The sequence below is a fragment of the Gryllotalpicola koreensis genome (assembly GCF_039538185.1).
GTDB classification, from domain to species: domain Bacteria; phylum Actinomycetota; class Actinomycetes; order Actinomycetales; family Microbacteriaceae; genus Gryllotalpicola; species Gryllotalpicola koreensis.
This window is the reverse complement of sequence record NZ_BAABBW010000003.1, coordinates 477408-499902: the sequence shown is the minus strand read 5'-3', so window position 1 is coordinate 499902 and position 22495 is coordinate 477408. Positions and strand designations below refer to the sequence as shown.

At 68.5% G+C, this 22495-nt stretch carries 27 protein-coding genes; 15 read left to right on the top strand and 12 right to left on the bottom strand.

Annotated features, from left to right (window positions below; translation table 11 throughout):
• Window positions 1–13 precede the first annotated feature (13 nt).
• The 7 genes from ABD708_RS10875 (at window position 14) to ABD708_RS10845 (ending at window position 4223) form a co-directional block, all read left to right on the top strand.
• Window positions 14–280 carry a holin gene (locus ABD708_RS10875; protein WP_344754262.1) on the top strand — a complete coding sequence of 89 codons (267 nt, stop codon included), beginning with the start codon at window positions 14–16 and terminating at the stop codon, window positions 278–280.
• Window positions 277–645, top strand: a complete 369-nt coding sequence (locus tag ABD708_RS10870; protein WP_344754260.1) for a hypothetical protein — start codon at window positions 277–279, stop codon at window positions 643–645. The genes ABD708_RS10875 and ABD708_RS10870 overlap by 4 nt, the downstream gene beginning before the upstream one ends.
• A 154-nt stretch (window positions 646–799) precedes the next feature.
• Window positions 800–1198 carry a hypothetical protein gene (locus tag ABD708_RS10865; protein WP_344754258.1) on the top strand — a complete coding sequence of 133 codons (399 nt, stop codon included), beginning with the start codon at window positions 800–802 and terminating at the stop codon, window positions 1196–1198.
• The gene (locus tag ABD708_RS10860; RefSeq protein ID WP_344754256.1) at window positions 1198–1401 is read left to right on the top strand and encodes a hypothetical protein; all 204 of its coding nucleotides are present in this window, start codon (window positions 1198–1200) and stop codon (window positions 1399–1401) included. Before ABD708_RS10865 ends, ABD708_RS10860 begins: the two co-directional genes overlap by 1 nt.
• 10 nt (window positions 1402–1411) lie before the next feature.
• Window positions 1412–2860 (top strand): hypothetical protein, encoded by a 1449-nt coding sequence (locus ABD708_RS10855; protein WP_344754254.1) that lies wholly within the window; start codon window positions 1412–1414, stop codon window positions 2858–2860.
• Window positions 2857–3183, top strand: a complete 327-nt coding sequence (locus tag ABD708_RS10850) for a hypothetical protein (RefSeq protein WP_344754252.1) — start codon at window positions 2857–2859, stop codon at window positions 3181–3183. Before ABD708_RS10855 ends, ABD708_RS10850 begins: the two co-directional genes overlap by 4 nt.
• Window positions 3180–4223, top strand: coding sequence for a hyaluronate lyase N-terminal domain-containing protein (locus tag ABD708_RS10845; protein ID WP_344754250.1), 1044 nt, complete (start codon window positions 3180–3182; stop codon window positions 4221–4223). The genes ABD708_RS10850 and ABD708_RS10845 overlap by 4 nt, the downstream gene beginning before the upstream one ends.
• 138 nt (window positions 4224–4361) lie before the next feature.
• Here the strand turns inward: ABD708_RS10845 and ABD708_RS10840 are convergent, their stop codons facing one another.
• Window positions 4362–4799: a hypothetical protein gene (locus ABD708_RS10840; RefSeq protein WP_344754248.1), complete on the bottom strand. Its 438-nt coding sequence runs from the start codon at window positions 4797–4799 to the stop codon at window positions 4362–4364.
• A gap of 97 nt (window positions 4800–4896) precedes the next feature.
• On the opposite strand from ABD708_RS10840, the gene ABD708_RS10835 reads away from it, so the two are divergent.
• Complete coding sequence (locus tag ABD708_RS10835) at window positions 4897–5631, top strand: SOS response-associated peptidase (protein WP_344754246.1); 735 nt, start codon at window positions 4897–4899, stop codon at window positions 5629–5631.
• Here the strand turns inward: ABD708_RS10835 and ABD708_RS10830 are convergent.
• From ABD708_RS10830 to ABD708_RS10820, 3 genes are all read right to left on the bottom strand, one after another.
• On the bottom strand, window positions 5615–5929 hold the full coding sequence (locus ABD708_RS10830) for a hypothetical protein (RefSeq protein WP_344754244.1): 315 nt from the start codon (window positions 5927–5929) through the stop codon (window positions 5615–5617). The two genes, ABD708_RS10835 and ABD708_RS10830, sit on opposite strands and share 17 nt — an antisense overlap.
• On the bottom strand, window positions 5926–6183 hold the full coding sequence (locus ABD708_RS10825) for a hypothetical protein (protein ID WP_344754242.1): 258 nt from the start codon (window positions 6181–6183) through the stop codon (window positions 5926–5928). The genes ABD708_RS10830 and ABD708_RS10825 overlap by 4 nt, the downstream gene beginning before the upstream one ends.
• 117 nt (window positions 6184–6300) lie before the next feature.
• Window positions 6301–6477 carry a hypothetical protein gene (locus tag ABD708_RS10820; protein WP_344754240.1) on the bottom strand — a complete coding sequence of 59 codons (177 nt, stop codon included), beginning with the start codon at window positions 6475–6477 and terminating at the stop codon, window positions 6301–6303.
• A gap of 129 nt (window positions 6478–6606) precedes the next feature.
• On the opposite strand from ABD708_RS10820, the gene ABD708_RS10815 reads away from it, so the two are divergent.
• Window positions 6607–6852, top strand: coding sequence for a hypothetical protein (locus ABD708_RS10815; RefSeq protein ID WP_344754238.1), 246 nt, complete (start codon window positions 6607–6609; stop codon window positions 6850–6852).
• A gap of 330 nt (window positions 6853–7182) precedes the next feature.
• Here the strand turns inward: ABD708_RS10815 and ABD708_RS10810 are convergent, their stop codons facing one another.
• Window positions 7183–7665, bottom strand: coding sequence for a hypothetical protein (locus tag ABD708_RS10810; protein ID WP_344754236.1), 483 nt, complete (start codon window positions 7663–7665; stop codon window positions 7183–7185).
• Window positions 7666–7733: 68 nt separating this feature from the next.
• Entirely contained in the window at window positions 7734–8114 is a 381-nt protein-coding gene (locus tag ABD708_RS10805; protein ID WP_344754542.1) for a hypothetical protein, read from the bottom strand.
• Between ABD708_RS10805 and ABD708_RS10800 the strand changes: the two genes are divergently transcribed.
• Window positions 8000–8437, top strand: coding sequence for an Rv3235 family protein (locus tag ABD708_RS10800; protein WP_344754234.1), 438 nt, complete (start codon window positions 8000–8002; stop codon window positions 8435–8437). The two genes, ABD708_RS10805 and ABD708_RS10800, sit on opposite strands and share 115 nt — an antisense overlap.
• Before the next feature lie 150 nt (window positions 8438–8587).
• Here the strand turns inward: ABD708_RS10800 and secA are convergent, their stop codons facing one another.
• The 6 genes from secA to mtrA form a co-directional block, all read right to left on the bottom strand.
• On the bottom strand, window positions 8588–11398 hold the full coding sequence (secA, locus tag ABD708_RS10795) for a preprotein translocase subunit SecA (RefSeq protein WP_344754232.1): 2811 nt from the start codon (window positions 11396–11398) through the stop codon (window positions 8588–8590).
• Window positions 11399–11583: 185 nt separating this feature from the next.
• Complete coding sequence (hpf, locus tag ABD708_RS10790; RefSeq protein ID WP_344754230.1) at window positions 11584–12291, bottom strand: ribosome hibernation-promoting factor, HPF/YfiA family; 708 nt, start codon at window positions 12289–12291, stop codon at window positions 11584–11586.
• 98 nt (window positions 12292–12389) lie between these two features.
• Window positions 12390–13100, bottom strand: coding sequence for a ComF family protein (locus tag ABD708_RS10785; protein WP_344754228.1), 711 nt, complete (start codon window positions 13098–13100; stop codon window positions 12390–12392).
• A gap of 63 nt (window positions 13101–13163) precedes the next feature.
• Window positions 13164–14870, bottom strand: coding sequence for an LpqB family beta-propeller domain-containing protein (locus ABD708_RS10780; protein WP_344754226.1), 1707 nt, complete (start codon window positions 14868–14870; stop codon window positions 13164–13166).
• Window positions 14867–16489, bottom strand: a complete 1623-nt coding sequence (gene mtrB, locus ABD708_RS10775; RefSeq protein ID WP_344754224.1) for an MtrAB system histidine kinase MtrB — start codon at window positions 16487–16489, stop codon at window positions 14867–14869. Before mtrB ends, ABD708_RS10780 begins: the two co-directional genes overlap by 4 nt.
• A gap of 9 nt (window positions 16490–16498) precedes the next feature.
• Window positions 16499–17176 (bottom strand): MtrAB system response regulator MtrA, encoded by a 678-nt coding sequence (mtrA, locus tag ABD708_RS10770; RefSeq protein ID WP_344754222.1) that lies wholly within the window; start codon window positions 17174–17176, stop codon window positions 16499–16501.
• Window positions 17177–17256: 80 nt separating this feature from the next.
• Between mtrA and ABD708_RS10765 the strand changes: the two genes are divergently transcribed.
• From ABD708_RS10765 to ABD708_RS10745, 5 genes are all read left to right on the top strand, one after another.
• Window positions 17257–18393 carry a hypothetical protein gene (locus ABD708_RS10765; RefSeq protein WP_344754220.1) on the top strand — a complete coding sequence of 379 codons (1137 nt, stop codon included), beginning with the start codon at window positions 17257–17259 and terminating at the stop codon, window positions 18391–18393.
• Window positions 18390–19040: a DUF4129 domain-containing protein gene (locus ABD708_RS10760; RefSeq protein ID WP_344754218.1), complete on the top strand. Its 651-nt coding sequence runs from the start codon at window positions 18390–18392 to the stop codon at window positions 19038–19040. The genes ABD708_RS10765 and ABD708_RS10760 overlap by 4 nt, the downstream gene beginning before the upstream one ends.
• Window positions 19037–20098: a DUF4350 domain-containing protein gene (locus tag ABD708_RS10755; protein ID WP_344754216.1), complete on the top strand. Its 1062-nt coding sequence runs from the start codon at window positions 19037–19039 to the stop codon at window positions 20096–20098. The genes ABD708_RS10760 and ABD708_RS10755 overlap by 4 nt, the downstream gene beginning before the upstream one ends.
• Window positions 20095–21051, top strand: a complete 957-nt coding sequence (locus ABD708_RS10750) for an AAA family ATPase (RefSeq protein ID WP_344754214.1) — start codon at window positions 20095–20097, stop codon at window positions 21049–21051. The genes ABD708_RS10755 and ABD708_RS10750 overlap by 4 nt, the downstream gene beginning before the upstream one ends.
• 103 nt (window positions 21052–21154) lie before the next feature.
• Complete coding sequence (locus tag ABD708_RS10745) at window positions 21155–22474, top strand: DUF58 domain-containing protein (protein WP_344754213.1); 1320 nt, start codon at window positions 21155–21157, stop codon at window positions 22472–22474.
• Window positions 22475–22495: the final 21 nt, after the last annotated feature.

Sequence of the window (22495 nt, the reverse complement as noted above, 5' to 3'; positions counted from 1 at the left end):
ACGGAGGTAAGCGATGTCCAGCATCTTCTCGAGAGCGTTCCTCGACTACGCCGCCGAGCGGGCGATCAAGACCGCCGCGCAGACCGCCGTCGCGTCCCTCGCAGTCGGGTTCACCGGCATCCTCGACGTCGACTGGGTCGGCCTCGGCTCGGTCGTCGGCCTCGCGACGCTGACCAGCGTGCTCACCTCGGTGAACTCCTGGACGGCGCCCGCCGCCGCGATCGTCACGGATGCTCCGTCTGCGACGGTTGAATCCGCAACGGACGTTAGTGCCTCATGAACGAGGAAGTGCCGTCCGGTGTTCTGATTGACCTGATCAAGGATGTCAAGGCGGAGATCACAGGTTTGAGGGCGGACTTCAAGAACTACGTGACGCAGGAAGTCTTCGACTTGAAGACGAAGCAGCTTGAGAACCTCATCGACTTGGAGACGAAGGCTCGTGAGGCTGCGGTTCTTGCTGAGGCGAACGCCCGTAAGGACGCGATCAAGGCTGAAACAAGCGAGCGTGAGCAGCTCGAGGATCAGATTGTTCAGGAGAAGGCCGAACGTAAGACGTCCCGGAATCAGATGTTCGGGGCTCTTATCGGCGCAGTTTCTGTGATCATCGCCGCCGCGACTCTCTATGAGACGTGGCTTGCACATTGAGGGGTGAAGTGAACCCGGATAACGAAACTGTAGGCGGGTATCAGGTGCCCGTCGACCCGATGGATTTGCTGAACTGCGAATCCTGCCAATGATTCTGTAACACCATCCTTCACTGCCGTCTTCGGGCGGCTTTTTTCATGCCCGGGAGGCATTCATGGCTACCGTCAACCCTTCTGTCGCCCTGGCTACCGCTGAGGCGTCTGCTGTTGCATCGTTCATTTCGACATCTGCGACGATGCAGATCCTTTCAGGCACAATCCCGGCAACGCCGGAGACTGCGGCCACTGGCACGCTTCTCGTGACAATTCCGCTCGCGTCATTCAGCGCGTCGGGCGCTGTGGTCACGTCTTCCGACCCGTCCGCCGTCTCGCCTGCCGCGTCGGGAACGGCTTCGTGGGCGCGCATCCTCAAATCGGACGGCACTACCGTTGTCGCCGACCTCGATGTGACCGCTACCGGAGGCGGCGGGTCGGTGCAGCTCGGAACGACGACAATCACCACGGGAACCACTGTCGACCTTTCCGCGGTCACGATCACGATTCCGTCTGTCTGATGGCTTCGGCGCCGCTCGCCGATGGCCGCACAATCGTCGGCCTCGTGGCGAATCAGGTGGACTCGCCGCTCGTCGCGGTCGAGCTCATCGCGCAGCTCGACGACGGCAGCGAACTTTTCGTGGCGTCCGTGTACCGGTCCGAGGTGCTCGCGGACTTCAGTGTGACGGTCGGCGGGCAGACGTTCACCCTGACCCCGCAGTAGAGGAGCCGCCATGTCGTCGTGGGTGAACCGCACAGTCGTTCAGGCGCCCCGCAACGGCACGACATCGCACACGGTGAGCTTCGCCGCGGCGACGGCGGGGAACCTGCTCGTCGCAGTCGCCTACGGCGCGGCGACGTCGTCGACACCGACCGGATGGACGCTGCCCGCCAACGGCTCAGCGGTCAACGCGGGCGGCCTGTACCTCTGGTACAAGACGGCCGCAGCCGACGAGTCATCGTTCACGACGACGCACAACGCGGCGGACTACCCCATCGCGTTCGCCGTCTACGAGTTCCCCTCCGGTTCCGCTTTCGTCAAGGCTGCCGCCGCGACTGCGCAGACGTCCGGGACGGCGAACCCGTCGCTGACCTCGATGACGGGCACCTACACCGCCTTCGCGATGTCCGGCGAGGGTCTTGGCGGCGCCGGCGCGACATACACCTCGACGGCATGGAGCGGGGGCACCGAAGACGTCGATGCGACGACGCCGTTCTCCTCCCCGGTCGGCGGCTACGGCTTCAGCCTCGCCTACCAGGACGGCGTCACCGCGTCATCCTGGACCGACACGCCGACCCTCACGCACTCCGGTTTCAACAGCCAAGAGCGCATCACCTTCGCGCTGACGATCGCGGCAGGGGGTTCGAGCACAACCGGTTCCGCGTCGATTGGCTTGGCAAAACCGGCCGCTTCGGCAACCGGGTCGATCACGATCACGGGAACATCGGCCGTCGCTTTTGCGAAGCCTTCCGTTTCCGCGAATGGTTCACTGAAGGATGCCGGGTCAGCATCGATAGCGCTTGGCGTTCCGAATGCGTCAGCTTCCGGTCAGGTTGTCATCACAGGAACAGCCGAGATCACGTTCTCATCTGCATCTGTTTCGGCTACTGCCGTCTTGGAGAACGTCGGCTCAAGCGCAGCGACTCTTGGCGGCCTCACCGCTTCGGCTTCGGCTGTACAGACTCAGACCGGTTCTGCTGCCGTCATACTTCCCAACCCCCATGTGTCGGCCGAGAACACTGCAACCGTTTCGGGGACTGTGAACCTGGAACTCCCTGAACCGTCAGCAAGCACGGCAGGCGTTCAAACTGTTGCGGGGTCAGTCACCATCCACCCCACAAGCGCGGTCGTTTCCGCGAACGGTTCGGTGAAGATAACAGGCACAGCCTCAGTGACGCTTCCCCGGATGGCGGTCACGGGTTCGCAATCGCTGCCCACGACAGGAACAGTGCAGGTTGCTCTTCCTCGCGCAATCGCATCCGCAGTCGGTGTGGAATCTATTCAAGGTTCCGTTTCGGTGAGCCTCGCAGGCGCGACAGTAGTCGCATTCGACCACGACCTCCCTCTCTGGCCCGCGAAACCCGGACTCACGGCTGTCCCCCCCACACCGGGGCTTGGAACGGTCACCCTCTCCGTTGGCGTTCAGGCGTCAACTCATTCCCCGACTTTGGAGGCTCTGTGAGCAAGCTGTCCTGGATTCAAGGGGACACCACCCCCATCCGGTTGGAAGTCGGAGCAGACCTAACCGGCGCAACCGTTGTTGTGCATGTTCACCCGTGGCAGGACGTCACAGTCCTCGTCGAACAAGTCACCGCGACAATCATCGACGCAACCTCGGGGACGATCTCATTCATCCCTCCAGCGCTTGAACCGGACGGGTACACCATCGACGCGCAAATCACCGGCACACAGGGAACTGTCATCACCGACCGCATCCCAGCAACCGTTAACGCGCACGGGGTTTCGGACCAGCCAGAAGACGTCTTCTTTGGGGGCAACGCGTGACCACCTTCGTCGGCACCATTCAGTACCGTCAGGACACCGCCGCTCATTTCGCTGCGAAGAACGCCGTGTACGCGGTTGGTGAGCCAACCTATGAGACGGACACGAAGAAAACAAAGATCGGTGACGGCGTAACGCCGTACAACGATCTGCCGTACTCGGTTCCGGATAGCGCCGCGTTCGCTACCGCAGCCCAGGGTGCGAAAGCAGATGATGCTCTTCCTGCGGCCTCTCTGGACTCGGCAACGAGCGCGATCCTGTCGGACCCGGAGTCAGAGTCCGCAGCGTCACTAAACGCGACGATTGTTGCGGTCGGCAGTGAGAACTTCGTCGTGCGCGGCCGACCCGTGAAGGCGAAGCGGTTCCGTACGACGGTCGATGGCGTGAACCATATGGCGCAGACCGAGGTGACCTTCGGTGACGTGGCGCAGGTCGCGAGCCCGGTCGTCGTGTCGCCTGCTGAGCGGTATCAGGAGTTCCTGGGCTTCGGTGCGGCGCTCACGGATAGCTCTGCGTATCTGCTGAACCAGATGACGGAGAGCGACCGGACGGCGCTGCTGACCGAGTTGTTCTCGCCGCAGCAGCGGAACTGGTCGGCGGTGCGCATCAGCTTCGGGTCGTGTGACTTCCGCGCCGCGGACCTGTACACGTATGCGGACAACGGCGGCACGGCGGACCCGACCCTGGCGTCGTTCTCGATAGCGCGGGATATGGACTACATCATCCCGGTGCTGAAGCAGATCCTCGCGATCAACCCGAACGTGAAGGTGTTCGCGTCGATCTGGAACTGGCCGGCGTGGATGCAGTACGCGACCGCCGCCCCGTCCGGCCTGACGGCCACGGGTGCCACCACGGGCGGCACGCTTCCCGCGGGCTCGTACAGCTATAAGGTCGCGGCGATCTACGAGTCGGAGAACGTGACCAAGGCGAGCACCGCGGCCACCGGCCTGCAAGCAGCCCACACCAGCGCCAGCCCGCACCCCCTGGGAGCCAAGCCAGCATTCGGCGCAACGATCCCCGCCCTCGGGCTCGGACTCGTCTAACCCCAACTATCCGCCTGAGATCGTCGCATTGCGGCCAACGGTCCTGTGCTCCCAGGACCCTAATCATGAAGAGCATGAAAGCCCCCTCGAGGGTCAGCTGCGGCTGACTCCCGAGGGGGCTTCTCGTCATTCCTGGATTCAGGCGGGTGGGACGCGGGTGTCGGGCGGGGTCGAGCCCCACCCCCGACGCTTGCGCTCGCGCACAAACTCGTCCTTCCACCAAATCCGGTACTCGGCAGCATCCCCCTCGTTCGGCCACGTGCTCTGTGCCGCAACGACGAGACTCTCAACAGCGCTTCGACGCTCGCCGGCGTTCCTCGCAGTCTCGATCTGCCGTATGCCCCACTCAACGGTTCTCGGTACTGCGTCCCGGGGAACGGGCCATACCTCGCCCTCTTCGAGTGGCTCCTGTAGAGGCACATCGATCGGCGCCCCGTACATCTGCACGCCTAGCGCCTCAGTCAGTTCACCGAGCCTGGCAAGCTCCTCGGAGCTCAGCTCGTCCCGTGTGCGCAGATTCAGCAGAACGATGATCTGCTTGCCAATCTCGACGATGCGGTCCGTCCTGTCGGTCATGCGGGCTTCCCTGCCACGTGAACGGGTTCGAGGCTGGTCATGCCACCAGTGTGCCCTGCCCCTGCGACGTTTGTCTTCCCGGGCTAGGCTCGCCGGCATGTGCGGCAGGTTCGCGATGAACGATGAGGTCAACTCTGCGATCACCAAGTGGGTCGCGGCCGGGAATTCGTTCCGGGACTGGACGGTGGAGAAGTGGCTGGAGTGGAACCCGTCGTGGAACATCAAGCCGACGCAGGACATCCCCGTGCTGGCGGAGACGAAGCACGGCGACGACGATCCCGAGCTGCGGCTTGAGCGCGCCTATTGGTCGCTCGTGCCGAGCTGGAGCAAGACGCTCAAACTCAAGTATCCCACCTTCAACGCGCGCGCGGAGGGCATCACGGAGAAGCCGACGTGGAAGGGGCCGCTGAAGTCGCACCGGGCGATCATCCTCGCCAACGGCTACTACGAGTGGCAGGCGATCGGGAAGACGAAGACGCCGTACTTCATCCACCACCCCGAGGCATCCGTTATCGGATTCGCCGGCCTCTACTCGTGGTGGCCGGACCCCGCCAAGGACGCCGACGACGACTCAAGATGGACGCTGACCGCGACGATCCTGACCTCGGATGCGGTGCAGACCCTCGCAGACATCCACGACCGGAATCCGGTGATCCTCCCGCAGGAGATGTGGCAGCAGTGGATCGACCCGACCGTCGTCGGCGATCAGCGGCTTGTAGACGAGGCGGTGCGCGCCGGTGTGGCGCAGGCCGGGCAGCTGGTATTCGATCAGGTGGCGCCGCTCAAAGGTGACGGGCCGCAGCTCATCGAACCGGTCACGGAGACCGAGTGACGGCGTTCGCCCACACGTGCGCGGTGAACGGCAGCCCCTTGATGTTCCCGCTGATGCGGCACACCTTCGAGTTGTAGGCGGTCACCCGGCACTGGACCCGCGCGGCCCGCAGGCCGTCCCTCGTTGCGAAGTGGACCCATGCTCTGGCGGCGATACCGTCCGTGGTCGGGGCGGGCTTCAATTGACCGCCGCTCTGTACCTCTGCCGACGACAAGGACACGGGTTCGGGGCGCAGTGCAACCCAGAGTGCGTTCTCGGGGTCTCGGGCATCCTTGTCGACCTGGAGCTCTTCGGTCATGCGTACGTGACGGAGTCGATCAGCCAACCTCCGGCGCTCATGTCCTTCGTCAGCTCGAATCGGGCGGTGTCACTGCCGTCCTCGGTCTGCGCGGCCACCCGCCACCCGACGACACGCACATCATTGCCGAGATACTCGAACCCATCGGGCGTCGCGGTCGTCACGGTCCAGCGCTCTCCCCACCAGAATCGGGCCGGCCATCCATCCTCGAGCAGCAGGTTGATCGGCTCAGCTACATGAGCTGTCATCGACATGAGACGCCTCCGAAGGTAGATACGAATCTTGGATTCGTTAACCGTAGGAGACGTGTTCGATTAAGTCGAGCCCGCGACGCTGGACGCCGGCAGCTTGGAGGACATCACCCGGTGCGACTAGATACCGAAGTCGCTCTCATCCAGCCACAGAGGTGCCGGCATGTTCTTCTTGTAGGACGGGTGGATCAAGTCGATCTTCGCCTTGAAGTCAGTCCAATTGGTGCTGAGCTTCATGAGGGTGACGACCGAGCCGAGGTGCTCGCGAAGCTTGGGGTATCCGATGTCGCTCGCCACCCTTTCGCACGCAAATTGCGTGCACAGATGACAGTATGCACTCATTTTTCAGACTATGCGTGCATTTATGCGAATTGCATTGCCGTGCCGCTCGCCGTGGTCACGACTACTCTCCAGTAGGAGCTGACCATGCACGGATTCCTCATCGAGTACCACCGCCCGACGGGAGACTGGCGTCTCACCGACTACCCGGGTGCGGACGGTCCTCGCGCCGCACTCGAACGCCGACTCGAGCTTGATGCCGACCGCACGGATACCGATTGGGAGTACGTCACCTTGAACGCGGCATCGCTCGCAACGGTCAAGCGCACGCACTCCCGCTACTTCATGGGTAGGGAACTTGACAGTAACTGTCCGCAAAACGTCACGGTGTGACTCCGCGCGGATTCCATGCGGAGTCACATGGGACACTTTTGGGACACCCTCGAAATTCAGTAACCATTGAGGTTGCATACAGCGGGCTTTGTTTTTCTCCCAGCGAAGTTTTCGAGCCGTTGGCGGCGGCGCTGAAACATAAACCCCTGGTCACGGCGATATCCCAAACGTGTCACGCTGTGACTCCTTTGTGACTCCGCGCGGACGGACGCTGTGACTCCGGCCGGAATCCGCGCGGAGTCCGCTCTCCCCGACCCGACCCTATTAACAGCTACTTGCGTAGCTGTAGAAAAGAAAGAAACACCTAACGGTGTTTCCAAAGAAAAGCCATCAGAACATCGGATCCGGCCGCTTTGCAGGCATCATCGCCTCACGGCGATCGATCGCCGTCCGCAACCGAGCAATCCGCTTCTCCGCGTCCTCAAGACAATCCGGAAGAGGAATTCCCGGAGCATGCATCCACTTGTCCATCTGCTCGAGCGCCAGCTCGTAGCGGCCTGTTTTCATGCAGATGATCGCGATGTGCTTTGGCCAGCCATACCGGGTGCGGTAGTTGTCCGACCACCGAGGCTCGTATTCCGCGACCGCCTGGCACTCGATTGCGAGATTCAACGCTTCGTCGTATTCGCCGTCACGCTTGAGAATGTGCATGTAGTGCCACCAGTAGTCGAGAGTGTGGCCTCGGACAAGCGGCCGGGCTAGAGCCCTCATTCGACCTTGAACGTCCATGTCATTGGCGATATGAGCGTCATGCTGACGATCCGCCTCGACCATCCACCACTCGTAACTGCCGACCTTCAGCCCGTCGTCCATGACCGGATGTTAACCAAACAACAGCCCCGCCTCCACATGTTGGGGGCGGGGCTGTTTCGCGTCTCGGGCTACAGGGGTTGAGGGGTTCGGGCGTAGGCGAGTTCGTTGATCAACGAGGCGGCTTCGTTGAGCTTCAACATCATCGATCGGTTGGCGGAGCCGGGGATGAATCGGATGTCCGTCCCGGGTCCGGTGATGTGGAGGACAACCTGCTGGTTGCCGGACTGGACAGGTGCGGCGAGCGCGAGCAAACCGCCAGCGACGAGTCCCATGGCGGAGGCGCGCTGCTGAAGTTGACCCTGCGTGACGACCTCGGCGTGCAAGCCGGCGAGGTATGCACCCTTGGGTTCAGGTGTGTTCTTCAACCCGGGGTAGGGGACGACCCAAACCTGGTCGTCATAGACCCGGAGGATGCTGGGGCTCGTCGCGATCTCGAACTTCAATTCCATGGCGGAAGTCAACAACTGTTTTCCGTAATCCGATAACCCCCTTTGGGGGGCGAAGCTCAGATCGCTTTTCTCCGAATATCACGGACGAGGTGTACACGAAGCTGGCGCGCCGGGTGAGCTTCGCTGCGCGCTCCCGCTCGCTGAAGCGCACGCCGGCCCAGCGGCCGCGCATGACGATCCTCTCCGTGCGCACCTTCGAGCCGGGTCCCGGCATCGTCGAGGCCACCGTCGTCGTGCAGATGCCTCAGCGTGTGCGCGCGGTCGCCCTGCGCCTCGAGGGCCTCGACTCGCGCTGGCGCGCGACGTCGATCAGCGTGCTTTAGCGCGCTCTCTCTGCGCCGCTGTGCCCGTCCCGCGCGCTCATGTACCCGAATGGCACACGCGCGCCCGTTGCGGCGGGAACGGTTGCGCCGTTCGGGCGCAGCACCGAAGAGCTGCGCCCTCGCGAGCACAGCTCGCGCGCCGGGCGCCGCCTAGCGCTTGCGGCTCTGGGCGCGGCGCTGGGCGCGGTTCTGCGGCTCGGGCTCGTCGGCGGCCTCGGTGCGCTGACCGAAGGCTCCGCGCGCCCCGCCCTGCTGGGCGGCCGGCTGCTGGGGTTCGGCCTGCTGCAGCTCGCGGCGACGCGCGGCACGCTCCGCCCGCTCCGAGGCCGCGCGGTCGACCTGGCCGCCCTGACCCCGCACCTCGACACCGCCCGAGTCGCTCGGCGCCGAGTAGGACAGCCCCTGCTGGGCGGACTGGTCGAGCCCCTTCGCGGCGACGCCTGAGACCTCGCCTGCGGCCTGCGTCACCTCGACTTCGAGGTTGAACAGGAATCCGATCGTCTCCTCGCGGATGGCGCCCATCATCTGCTGGTACATCGAGAAGCCCTCGCGCTGGTACTCGACCAGCGGGTCGCGCTGCGCCATGGCGCGCAGGCCGATGCCGTCCTTGAGATAGTCCATCTCGTAGAGGTGATCGCGCCAGCGGCGGTCGATCACGGACAGCACGACGCGGCGCTCGAGCTCGCGCATGGCGGGCGCCCCGAGCTGCTCCTCACGGCGCTGGTACGCGACATGCGCGTCCGAGATGATCTCGCGGCGCATGAAGTCTCGGTTGATGCGGCCCTTCGAACCGGCCTCGGCGACGACCTCGTCGATCGAGATGCCGACGGGGTAGAGCGTCTTGAGCTCGCTCCACAGCGCGTCGAAGTCCCAATCGTCGCCGTTGCCCTCGCCGGTGTGCGCGTCGAGCACCTCGTCGATGACGTCGTCGAGGAACTTCTGCACGCGCTCGTGCAGGTCGTCGCCCTCGAGGATGTGGCGGCGGTCAGCGTAGATCGCCTCGCGCTGGCGGTTCAGCACGTCGTCGTACTTGAGGACGTTCTTGCGGATCTCGGCGTTGCGCGCCTCGACCTGCGACTGCGCGCTGCGGATCGCCCGCGAGACGAGCTTCGACTCGATCGCGAGGTCGTCGGGCGTGGAGGCCCGGCCGAGCAGCGACTCGGCGGCGCCCGCGTTGAACAGGCGCATCAGGTCGTCGGTGAGCGACAGGTAGAAGCGACTTTCGCCCGGGTCGCCCTGTCGGCCGGAACGCCCGCGCAGCTGGTTGTCGATGCGGCGCGACTCGTGGCGCTCGGTGCCGAGCACGTAGAGGCCGCCGGCCTCGCGCACCTTGTCGGCCTCCTCGGCAGCGGTCGCCTTGAGCTTCTCGAGGGTCTCGTCCCAGGCGGCCTGGTACTCCTCCGGAGTCTCCTCAGGGGAGAGCCCGCGCGAGTTGAGCTCGGCCACGGTGAGGAACTCGACGTTGCCGCCGAGCATGATGTCGGTTCCGCGGCCGGCCATGTTGGTGGCCACGGTGACGGCGCCGAGGCGCCCCGCCTGTGCGACGATCGCGGCCTCTCGAGCGTGGTTCTTCGCGTTCAGCACCTCGTGGCGCACGCCGCGCTTGGCGAGCAGGCGCGAGAGGTACTCGCTCTTCTCGACGGAGGTCGTGCCGACGAGCACCGGCTGGCCCTTCTCGTGCCGGCCGACGATGTCCTCGACGACCTGCGCGAACTTGACCTCTTCGTTCTTGTAGACGAGGTCGGGCTGATCCTTGCGGATCATGGGCTTGTTGGTCGGGATGACCACGACGCCGAGCTTGTAGGTCGACATGAACTCGGCCGCCTCGGTCTCGGCGGTACCGGTCATGCCCGAGAGCTTCTTGTACAGGCGGAAGTAGTTCTGCAGTGTGACGGTCGCGAGGGTCTGGTTCTCGGCCTTGACCGGCACGCCCTCCTTCGCCTCGATGGCCTGGTGGATGCCCTCGTTGTAGCGGCGGCCCATCAGGATGCGGCCCGTGTGCTCGTCGACGATGAGCACCTCGTCGTTCATGACGACGTAGTCCTTGTCGCGCTTGAACAGCGCGTTCGCCTTGATGGCGTTGTTGAGGAAGGAGATCAGCGGGGTGTTCGCCGACTCGTAGAGGTTGTCGATGCCGAGGTAGTCCTCCACCTTCGCGATGCCGGGCTCGAGCACGCCGACGGTGCGCTTCTTCTCGTCGACCTCGTAGTCCTCGCCCGGGGTGAGGCGGGTGGCGAGCCTGGCGAACTCCGTGAACCAGCGGTTCGCCTCGCCCGAGGACGGCCCCGAGATGATGAGCGGGGTGCGCGCCTCGTCGATGAGGATCGAGTCGACCTCGTCGACGATCGCGAAGTTGTGGCCGCGCTGCACCATGTCGGAGGCCTGCCACGCCATGTTGTCGCGCAGGTAGTCGAAGCCGAACTCGTTGTTCGTGCCGTAGGTGATGTCGGCGGCGTACTGCTCGCGGCGCTCCTCGGGCGTCTGGCCGGCGAGGATCACGCCGGTCGACATGCCGAGCGCGCGGAAGACGCGGCCCATCAGCTCGCTCTGGTAGCTCGCGAGGAAGTCGTTGGTGGTGACGACGTGCACGCCCCTGCTCGGGATCGCGTTGAGGTACGCAGCCGTGGTGGCGACGAGGGTCTTGCCCTCACCGGTCTTCATCTCGGCGATGTTCCCGAGGTGCAGCGCCGCGCCGCCCATGATCTGCACGTCGAAGTGGCGCATGCCGAGCACGCGGCGCGCCGCCTCGCGCACGGCCGCGAAGGCCTCTGGCAGCAGGTCGTCGAGGGTCTCGCCCTCCGCGTAGCGCTCGCGCAGTTCGACGGTCTCGTTGCGCAGCTCGTCGTCGGTGAGCTCTTTGAAGTCGTCCTCGAGTGCGTTGACCGCCTTCGCGTATCCCTCGAGCTTGCGCAGCAGACGGCCCTCGCCGACGCGCAGGACCTTTTCCAGGACTGAGGCCACGGATGAACTCCAGATTTATTGAGCGCCGCCGCTTCGGCGGTGCAGGCTGTGCAGCCCGGCGGGCCGCTAGTTCGGGACGGAATCTCGGCAAGTCTAGACCGCGGGCATGTCGAAGCCCTGAACACGGCAGGGATACAGAAGGGGCGGCGGATGCCTGAAGCATCCGCCGCCCCATTACTGAACTGCTACCTCACAGACTCGAGCTTGCGGGCGGCCGTCGCGGCCTCCTGCAGCTCCTCGGCATTGTCGTCGAGCTGGATCACGCCGTAGTCCCAGCCCTTGCGGCGGTACACGACGCTCGGCCGATCGGTCTCCGCGTCGATGAACAGGTAGAAGTCGTGCCCGACGAGCTCCATGTAATAGAGCGCGTCGTCGACCGTCATCGGAACGGACGCGAAGGTCTTCGTGCGGATGACGACGGGGCAGTACTCGTCCTTGTCGTCCTGCGCGGCTTCCGCCTCGGCCTGCACCGGGATCGCTCCCGTCGCGAGCTGCGTCAGCGTGTTGCCCGAGACCGGCGTCACGTCGGTCTGCGAGAACGCCTCGCTCGCGGCGTCGTGCAGCGACGTCGGCCGGTGCGCACCACCGCGGTGCACCTTGCGGCGGTCCTTCGCGCGCCGGACGCGCTCGAGCAGCCGGCCGATGGCGATGTCGAATGCCGCGTACTTGTCCGCGGCCGACGCCTCCGCGCGGACCACGGGCCCGCGCCCGACGAGCGTCAGCTCGACCTTGTCGTCGCCCGGCGTTCCGTTGCGCGCGGCGAGATGCGAGAGCTTGATCTCGAAGACAAGAGCTCGCTCGGCCAGGTGAGACACCTTCTCGGCCTTCTCGGTCACGTATTCGCGAAAACGGTCCGTGATCTGGGCGCCGCGTCCGACGATGTCGATTTCCATCGCAACCTCCTGTTCGCGGTGCGTTACCCCCGCGGTTGCCGGTGGGTAGTGCCGCACCTGCTATGTGCCCACCAAACTAGTTCGGCGGCCTGGCCATGTCACGAGCCTTTTCTCTGGATTTCGGGCGTGCTACTCAGCTTCGGAAGGCGCCGTTCGGTGCGCGCCAGCGCGACCGCGCCGAGCACGAGCTGACCGGCCTCGCGAAATGCCCGGTCAGCCTCCAATACCGTTGCGCCGGTCGTCACGATGTCGTCGACGAGCAGCACGGCGAGGTGCTTCGGACCCCGTGCGACTGTCAGCGATTCCGCACGATTGGCGAGGCGTTGTGTGGTATCTAAGTTGGATTGATCTTGAGTCTGTCGGGTAAGGCGCAGCAGTCCTGAGTCGCGCAGGCCCGCGCGGCGCAGCAGCAACGGGACGTGCCGGTAGCCGCGGCGGCGGAAGGCCGCGCGGGAGCTCGGGATCGCCGCCAGCACGACGCGGCCGCGCAGCTCGGGCGGCGCCTCGGCGAGCGCGGTGCGCACGAGGCGGCGCAGCACGCCGGCGAGAGCGGGTGCGGCATCCGTTCGCCCGCCGTCCTTGAAGGCGAGCAGGATGCCGCGCGCCGCTCCCCCATAGTCGAGAGCGCGCCACACCGGCAGCTCGCTGCCGTCGGCGCGCGGCAGGGCCTCGCGCACGACGGGTGCCGCGTCGAGCTCGGCCCGGCAGGCCGCACACAGGGCGCGGTCGGGCGCGCCGCACCCTGGGCACTCCGTCGGCGCGAGCACGGCCCAGGCATCCAGCACGGCCTCGCGCACGCGTTCCCACATGACTCGCGATCCTGCCCCATCGCCGCCGCCCATGCGCCGCCGACGACCGAGGCTGTGGAGAACTTACTCGCCGCGGCCCTGCTGCGTCGCGAGCAGCTCGACGCCGGTCGTGGCGGTCTGCCAGCCGTTGCCTGCCGGGGTCTCGAGGTCCCCGCCCGAGCCGAGCACCCAGACGTCGGTCGACGGGTTGCCCGCCGCGATCGCCACGCCGTCGGCGGGCCCGGCCGTCGGGTCGCTGAGCGGGCCGCCGACCTGCTGCGTCACGATCGCCGTGCCGCCCTGGGGGCTCACACCGAGCACGGCGACCGACAGCTCGTCCGTCCAGGCGAGGCCGAGACCTGACGAGAGGCCGAGGCCGCCGAGATCGACGGGCTCGCCGATGCGGGTCGGGTGGCCCGTCGCGTCGCGCACGATGCCGGCGACCATGAGGTGCGACTGGCCGTCGGTGGTGCCGATCAGCGCGGCGAGCCGGGTGCCGTCGCGCGAGACGGCGAAGGCGATCAGCTGCCGCGCGTCGGGCCAGCTCGCCTTGAGTGCGGCGGTCGCGCCGTCGCCCGCCGAGACCGCGAACGCCGCGTTCGCGTCGGAGACCCCCGACCATACGATGCCGCGGCTGTCGATCGACGGGGCGACGAGGCCGGCCCGGTCATCGATGCGCACGGGGGCGGCCAGCCCGTCGGAGACCGCGTAGACGTCGCCGTGCGCGAGCGCCGCCGCGGCCGAGCCGTCGCCGAGGACCGTCGCGGCGGTCGGGCGCAGGGCCGCGAGCTGGTCGCCGATGCCGCTGAGCGGCACGATGCTCTTGCTCGACAGGAACCCGAACTTCCCACCCTTCAGCAGGAGCGGCGTCGATGAGATGGCGGGGTCGCGTAAGGCATCCGTCGCCCCGCTCACGTTCTGCGTCACCCCGCCGATCGTGAGCTCGACCGATGACGCGGTCGCGCCGAGACTCTCGGTGAGCTGCTCGGCCATGCGGTTCACCGTGGCCGTGTCGGCACCCGCCGCGACCGCGTTCAGTGCCACCTGCGCGACGCCGCCGCCCACCACGACCGAGCCGCTCGCGAGCTGGGTGCCCTTCGGGAAGGCGGTGACGACCGCGTCCTGCAGCCACGGCGACGGGCCGGCGAGCAGCGCCTTGCCGATGCGCGTCGCGATCGTCGAGCGGGAGGAGGGGAACCAGCGCAGGTCGGGCACGAGGTTGTGGAAGTCGGGGCTGTAGAAGTACAGCGGGTGCGGGCTGAACACGTTCTGGAACTGGTCGCTGTCGATCACGATGCCGTTCGGCGCCTGCGAGATGCGCCACTGCCCGTGCTGCTTCACGAAGCTGTAGTTCAGCGTCACAGGCGCCTGCGAGCCCGCCGCCCGGTAGTCGCCGATCTGGTCGATGAACGCCGACGGCGTGATGGCGACCTTGAGCTGGGTCGAGTTGACGCGCGCCGGGTCCGAGCGCAGCGCGGCACGGTCGACGGTCACCGAGGCGTCGGGGTTCCACTGGCTGCGGAAGGAGTCGGAGAGGAACTCGCGCGCGATCTGATAGCTCGTCTCCGGGCTCACCGCCGCCTGGATGAATCCGTTCAGGATCTGCTCCTGCGTCTCGCCTGCGTCCGGGCCGAGGGGGTGGTAGTCGATGGGGCCGAAGGGGTCGTCGTGCGACGACACCGAGCCGCCCTTGGTGACGGGGCCGCTGCGCGGGATCGTGGCGCAGGCGGCGAGAACGGATGCCGCGAGCACGGCGACCAGCGCCAGCAGGCCCACTCGTCGCAGTCTCATGATGCGGTCCCCTCTGCGTCGGCGGGCGGCAGCGGGATGGGCGACTCGCCGATCACGGCGCCGCGCTTGCGGGGCAGGGTGAGCCGGAAACACGACCCCTCGCCCTGCCGCGACCAGACGTCGATCATGCCGCCGTGCACGAGCGCGTCCTCTTGCGAGATCGCGAGGCCGAGGCCCGTGCCGCCGATGGTGCGGCGCCGAGACGGGTCTGCGCGCCAGAAGCGGTCGAAGACGTGGCCCACCTCGCTCTCGCTCATCCCCATGCCGTGGTCGCGCACGGCCAGGGCGACCGCCGTCGAGTTGCTGTCGACGATGACGTCGATCGGCCGGCCCTCGCCGTGCTCGATCGCGTTGCCGATGAGGTTGCGGATGACGCGGCGCACGCGGCGGGCATCCATCGGCACCTCGGAGTAGCCGCCGGGAGCCGAGAGCCGCAGCTCGGTGCCGTTGGCGTGCGCGAGCGGCTCGAATTCCTCGATGGCGTCCTCGGCGAGCCGCACGAGGCTGGTCGACTCGATCTCGAGCGACACGGAGCCCGCGTCGTAGCGGCTGATCTCGAGCAGGTCGGAGAGCAGCACGTCGAAGCGCTCGACCTGCGCGTGCAGCAGCTCGGCGGTGCGCGAGGTCGAGTCGTCGAAGGCGTCCTTGCGGTCGTACAGGTGCTCGGATGCCAGGCGGATGGTGGTCAGCGGCGTGCGCAGCTCGTGCGAGACGTCCGACACGAAGCGCTGCTGCAGCTGCGACAGGGTCGCGAGCTGGGTGATCTGCCGCTGCAGGCTGTCGGCCATCGCGTTGAACGAGCGGGCGAGCGTCGTGAAGACGTCCTCGCCGTCCTCGGGGATGCGCACCTCGAGGTCGCCCGCGGCGAGGCGCCGGCTGGTGGCCGCCGCGAGCTGGATCGGCGCGACGACGAAGCGCACCACCACGAAGGTGACGGCGCCGATGAGCGCGATCAGGGCGATGCCGGCGAGCACCAGGGTGCGCTGCACGAAGTTCAGGGTCTGCTCCGCGTCGCTCAGGTCGTAGCCGAGGAACAGCTGGTAGGTGCCCGCCGTCGGCAGGTGGATCTGGGTGCCGACGATCACGCCGGGGTGCGTCGCGTTCGACGTGCCGTCGACGGGCAGCGCGACCGACTGGGAGTAGAGCGTGTCCGACGACTTCGCGACGGCGCTCGCCAGCTGCGTCGAGATCATGCTCTGGCTCATGCCGCCCGCCGTGTAGTCGGTGGGCGCCTGCGGGTCGGCCGGCTGGCCCGGCTTCCGGATGAAGGCGAGCATGCGGCTCGACGAGGCCCCCTGCACGACCGACTTCACCGCCTGCCCCAGCCCGAGCACGGTGGCCGGGTCGCTGGCATCCGTCGCGTCCAGGCTCGACTGCACCTGCTGCTGCGCGCGCCCGGCGTCGCGCAGCGCCTGGTCGAGGCGCGAGCTGTAGAGGTCATTGCCGACGGAGTAGGAGATGACGAGGCCCGTGACGAGGATCGCGATGCCCGAGAGGCAGACCGTGATGAGCACGGTGCGGAACTGCAGCGAGCGCGACCACGCCCGGGCGATGCCGGCGGGCCACTCGGCCGGGCGGCGCCACCACCCCGCCGACACCCGCAGAGCCGCCGTCGTCATGGGGCGAGTTTAAGTGCCCGCGCGGTAGCCGACGCCGCGCACGGTCTGCACGATGCGCGGGTTGTCGGGGTCGTGCTCGACCTTGGCCCGCAGGCGCTGCACGTGCACGTTCACGAGGCGCGTGTCGGCCTTGTAGTGGTAGCCCCAGACCTGCTCGAGGAGCATCTCGCGGGTGAACACCTGCTGCGGCTTGTTCGCGAGGGCGAGCAGCAGGTCGAACTCGAGCGGGGTGAGGTTGATGCGGCTGTCGCCGCGGCGCACCTCGTGCGCGGGGACGTCGATCGTGAGGTCGCCGACCTGCACGGACTGTGTTGCCGCCGCCGAGCTCGAGGGGCGCAGCCGAGCGCGCACCCGCGCGACGAGCTCCTTCGGGTTGAAGGGCTTCACCATGTAGTCGTCGGCGCCGGTCTCGAGGCCGCGCACGACGTCTGCCGTGTCGGACTTCGCCGTCAGCATGATGATCGGCACGCCCGAGAACGCGCGGATGCGCTCGGCGACCTCGATGCCGTCGAGGCCCGGCAGCATGAGGTCGAGCAGCACCAGGTCGGGCGACGCCTGCCGGAACGCGTCGAGTGCCTCGGCGCCGTCGGCGCAGAACACCGGGTCGAAGCCCTCGCTGCGCAGGACGATTCCGATCATCTCCGCAAGCGCCGTGTCGTCGTCGACAACGAGGATTCGGGTGGTCACTGTCTCTCCGTCAGTCACATTCTCCCCAGATGGAGGCTCAAAACCGTGAGCCCGGGGCAGTGCTGTCTAGGTTAGTGGTTATGAGTGATCAGGCCGCCTGGCAGCCACCCCAGTACGGGGCAGCCCCCGGGTGGACCCCTCCACCCAAGCCCGGCCTCATCCCGCTGCGCCCCCTCACCTTCGGCCAGCTGCTCGGCACGCCCTTCCAGGTGCTGCGCCGCAACACGGGCGCCCTGTTCGGCTCGGCCGTGCTCATCCAGGTGATCGTCGTGCTGGGCACGCTGCTCCTCGTCGGCGGCGCGACGGGCCTGTTCCTCTACCGGCTTTCGCGGGCGACGGATGCCGATCGCGGTGCCGTCACAGCCGGCGGCGTCGCCACGGTGATCCTCGCGGCGCTCGTCACGATCGCGCTCAGCGTCATCGCGAGCGGCATCCTTCAGGGCATCGTGGTCATCGACGTCGCGAACGGCGTTCTCGGGCACAAGCCGAAGGCGGGTCAGCTCTGGCATGCCACCCGCGGCAGGCGCTGGGCGCTCGTCGGCTTCGTCTTCCTGCTCGGCGCGGGCTTCCTCGTCGGCCTCGCTGTGCTCGGCGGCATCGTGGCCTCCCTCGTGGTCCCGGGCGCCGTGAACGGCGGCGGCGGGGGCGCCGCGCTCATCGCCGTCGGCGTGATCGTCGGCATCCTGGCGTTCCTCGGGTTCCTCGTGCTGTGGGCCTGGCTGTGGACGAAGACCTCGCTCGCGGCATCCGCCATCATGCTCGAGCGCCTCGGCATCCGGGCGGCGATCGCGCGCTCATGGCGGCTCAGCCGCGGCGGGTTCTGGCGCGTGTTCGGGTCGCAGATCCTCGTGATCATCATCTGCTACGTCGCCACCCAGCTCGTCAGCACACCGCTCTCGCTCGTGCTCCAGTTCGCCGTCAGCGCCGCGTTCCCGACCGGCACCCCCACCTCGTTCACGGGCGTCGACGCGACCTCGCTCACGATCGCCGCGGTCTCGTACGGTGCGCTGCTGCTGTTCACGCTCGTGATCGGCGCCGTGACGAGCGTCATCCAGTCCGCGACGGGCGCCGTCGTGTACGTCGACCAGCGGATGCGCCGCGAGGGCCTCGACCTGGTGCTCACCCGCTTCGTGGAGGACCGCCAGGCGGGCCGCCCGCTCGGCGACCCGTTCGCGACGCCGCAGTTCGGCGCCCAGCCGGCGGCTGGGGCCTGGTGAGCCTCATCGCAGCGGCCGGCGGACCGCCGCTCACCCCCGACGACGACACCGCCCGGCGGTGGATCGCCCAGGAGCTCAGCAAGCCGGAGTACGCCGCGGCGCGCCCGAACTGGCTCGACCTGCTCAGCCAGCGCATCGCCGACTGGTTCGGCTCGCTGCACCTCGGCGGCGGGGGCGGCTCGGGCGGCTGGCTCGCGATCGCCGGGGCCGTGATCGTCGTCGCGATCGTCGTGTTCGCCGTGCTGCGCTTCGGCCTGCCGCGGCTGAACCGCCGCTCGCGTGCGGCGCGTCTCGGCGGCGAGGTCGCCGACACGCGCACGGCCGAGCAGCTGCGCGCCGCGGCCGACCGCGCGGCCGCCGAGGGCGACTGGTCGCTCGCGGTGCTCGAGCGCTTCCGGGCGGTCGCCGCCTCGCTCGCCGAGCGCACCGTCGTCGCGGTGCGGCCGGGCACGACCGCGCACGAGGTCGCGCTGCAGGCGGCCGCCGTCTTCCCGGCGGAGTCCGGCGCGCTGCGCGCCGCCGCCGACGCCTTCGACGGCGCCCGCTATCTCGGTCGCGCGCAGGACCGCGCGGCGCATGAGCGCCTGCGCGAGCTCGACGAGCGGCTGCGGCGCGCGGCCCCGGTGTTCGAGGCGGTCGGGGCATGACGATGACGACGGATGCCGGCCGCGGCGGCGCCTCGGAGCAGGAATCCGCCCCCGTCCTCTCGCCCACGCCGGGGCAGCGCCTGCGCGCGTGGCGCGGGCGGCTCGTGATCGGCGCGATCATCGTGCTCGTCGCCGTCGCCGGGGTGCTCATCGCCGGCCAGTCGGCGCAGCAGAGGCCGCCCCTCGACCCCGGAAGCGCGACGCCGACGGGCGCGAAGGCGCTCGTCGAGGTGCTGCGCGAGCAGGGCGTCGAGGTGCGCACCGCGACGACGCTCGCGCAGGCCGACAGGGCCGTCGCCGAAGTGGCGCCCGATGACCTGACCGTCGCGATCTACGACCCGAACCGGTTCCTGCCGGTCTCGAAGCTTGCGGGCGACGACCGGCTCGACGGGCGCACGGTGCTCATCGCGCCGCCGAAGGGGGCCGCGGATCAGCTGCGCGAGACGGGGCGCGAGGTCGCCGTGATCTCCACCGGCAGCGTGCTCGAGAACCAGCACATCGCCGAGGGGCGCAACGCGGGCGAGGCGATCCGGCTGCTCGGGGGCACGCGGGTGCTGCTCTGGTACACGCCGAGCCTCGCCGATCTCGGCACGGCCGCCCCGAAGACGATCGCCGACCTCACCCCGCCGTGGGTGACGCCGCTCATCGTGCTTGCGGCGCTCATCGTCGCGGCGGCGGCGATCTGGCGCGGCCGGCGCTTCGGGCCGCTCGTCGTCGAGGATCTGCCAGTGGTCGTGCGCGCGAGCGAGTCCCTCGAGGGGCGCGCGCGGCTGTACCAGCGCTCCGACGCGCGGCTCGCCGCACTCGACGCGCTGCGCATGGGCGCCGTGGGGCGCCTCGCGACGGCGCTGGGGCTCGGCCCTGCGGCGCCGGTGGCCGACGTCTGCGCGGCCGTCGCGGCGCGAACCCGGCTCGACCCCGCCGAGGTGCGGCGCGTGCTGCTCGACGCCGAGCCCCGCGGGGACGCCGAGCTCATGGAGCTCGCCCGGCGGGTGGCCGCGCTCGAGGAATCCGTATCCCAGCTCGTGAAACCAGGCACTGGAGAATGGCAGCGATGACAGACGATCAGCTCAGGCAGCAGTTCGCGCGCGTGCGCGACGAGGTCGGGAAGGCGGTGGTCGGCCAGGGCGGCGCGGTGAGCGGCCTCATCATCGCCCTGCTCGCGAACGGGCACGTGCTGCTCGAGGGCGTGCCCGGCGTCGCGAAGACGCTGCTCGTGCGCGCGCTGTCGACGGCGCTGTCGCTCGACACGAAGCGCGTGCAGTTCACCCCAGACCTGATGCCCGGCGATGTCACAGGCTCGGTGGTGTTCGACCCGGCGAACGCGCAGTTCGAGTTCCGCGAGGGGCCGGTGTTCACGAACATCCTGCTGGCGGACGAGATCAACCGCACCCCGCCGAAGACGCAGTCCGCGCTGCTCGAGGCGATGGAGGAGCGCCAGGTCTCTGTCGACGGCGTCTCGCACCCGCTGCCCGCGCCGTTCATCGTCGCCGCGACGCAGAACCCGATCGAGTACGAGGGCACCTACCCGCTGCCCGAGGCGCAGCTGGACCGCTTCCTGCTCAAGGTCACCCTGCCGCTGCCCGAGCGCGACGTCGAGCTCGAGGTGCTGCGGCGGCACTCCGCGGGATTCGACCCGCGGGCTCTCGGCGCCGCCGGCGTCACGGCGGTCGTCGGCGCGGCCGAGATCGCGGAGGCGCGGGCCGCGGTCACCCGGGTGGGCGCGCGCGACGACGTGCTCGCGTACGTCGTCGACCTCGCCCGCGCGACCCGGCTCTCGCCCTCGGTGCGGCTCGGCGTCAGCCCGCGCGGCGCCACCGCGCTGCTCGCTGCGGCGAAGGCGTGGGCGTGGCTGTCGGGCTACGACGCGATCACTCCGGATCACGTCAAGGCGATGGCCGTCTCGGTGTGGCGGCACCGCATCCAGCTGCGGCCAGAGGCCGAGCTCGAGCAGGTCACCGCCGACGCGATCCTGCAGTCGATCCTGCAGCAGGTGCAGGTGCCGATCTAGTGGCGGGCGCCGTCACCGAGACGCGCGAAAACGGGGTTTCGCCGCGGCAATTCCACCGTTTTCGCGCGCTTCGGCGCACGCACCGCGGGCGAGAGCGGGCAGCATGGCGCTGACGGGGCGGTTCGCGATCGTGGTGGCGGTGGGCGCGGTGCCGCTCGTGCTGCTCGGCGACACGGCGGGCGCCGCCTGGGGCGTGCTCGCGGGCTGGGTCGTGCTGTGCGCGCTGCTCGCCGCGGTCGACGCGCGGTTGGCGGCATCCCCGCGCTCACTCACGCTCGCGCGCGAGCTGCCGGCGCGCGTGCGGCTGGGCGAGTCCGTCGCCTCGACCGTGCTGATCGGCAATCGGGGACGACGGATGCTTCGCGCGGTCGTCCGCGACGCCTGGCAGCCCTCCGCCGGCGCCTCGACCGCGCGCCAGCGGGTCCGCGTTCCGGCCGGCGAGCGGCGCGCCCTCACGCTGACACTCACCCCGACCCGCCGCGGCGAGCGCCGCGTCGAGCAGGTGACGGTGCGCTCGCTCGGACCGTTGGGGCTCGCCGCCCGCCAGGCGGTGCTCGCCGCCCCCGGCGGCGTGCGCGTGCTGCCGCCGTTCCTGTCGCGCAAGCATGTGCCGTCGCGACTCGCCCGGCTGCGGGAGCTCGACGGGCGCACCGCCGTCATGATCCGCGGGCAGGGCACCGAGTTCGACTCGCTGCGGGAATACGTCAGGGGCGACGATGTGCGCTCCATCGACTGGCGGGCGAGCGCCCGGACGACGACCCTGCCGCCGAAGCTCGTCGTGCGCACCTGGCGCCCCGAGCGCGACCGCCGCATCGTGATCGTGGTCGACTCGAGCCGCACCTCGGCCGCGCGCATCGGCGACGAGCCGCGCCTCGACACGGCGATCGAGGCGAGCCTGCTGCTCTCGGTGATCGCCGATCGCGCCGGCGACCGCGTCGACCTGCTGGCGTTCGACCGCCGCGTGCGGGCGCGGGTCCACGGGGCCTCCGGTGCGGAGATGCTGGGGCGCGAGGTCGACGCGCTGGCATCCGTTCACCCCGAGCTGATCGAGATGGACTGGCGTGCCGTGCCCGGCCAGGTGCGCGCCCTGACCGCGCAGCGGGCGCTCGTCGTGCTGCTCACCTCGCTCGACTCGATCGGCGCGGCCCAGGGGCTGCTGGCGGTGCTCGGGCAGCTCACGGCGAAGCACACGGTGCTCGTGGCATCCGTCACCGATCCGCTCGTCGCGGAGGCCGCGCGGCACCTCGACGACCGCGCCGCCGTCTATCGCGCCGCGGCCGCCGAGCGCGCCCTGCTCGACACCGCACGGCTCGCCGAGGCGGTGCGCGGGCTCGGCGCGCATGTCGTGACGGGGGCTCCGGAAGGGCTGCCGCCCGCGGTCACGGATGCGTACCTCGAGCTCAAGGCGGCGGGGCGGCTGTAGCCCCGACTCCGCGTGCGCCAG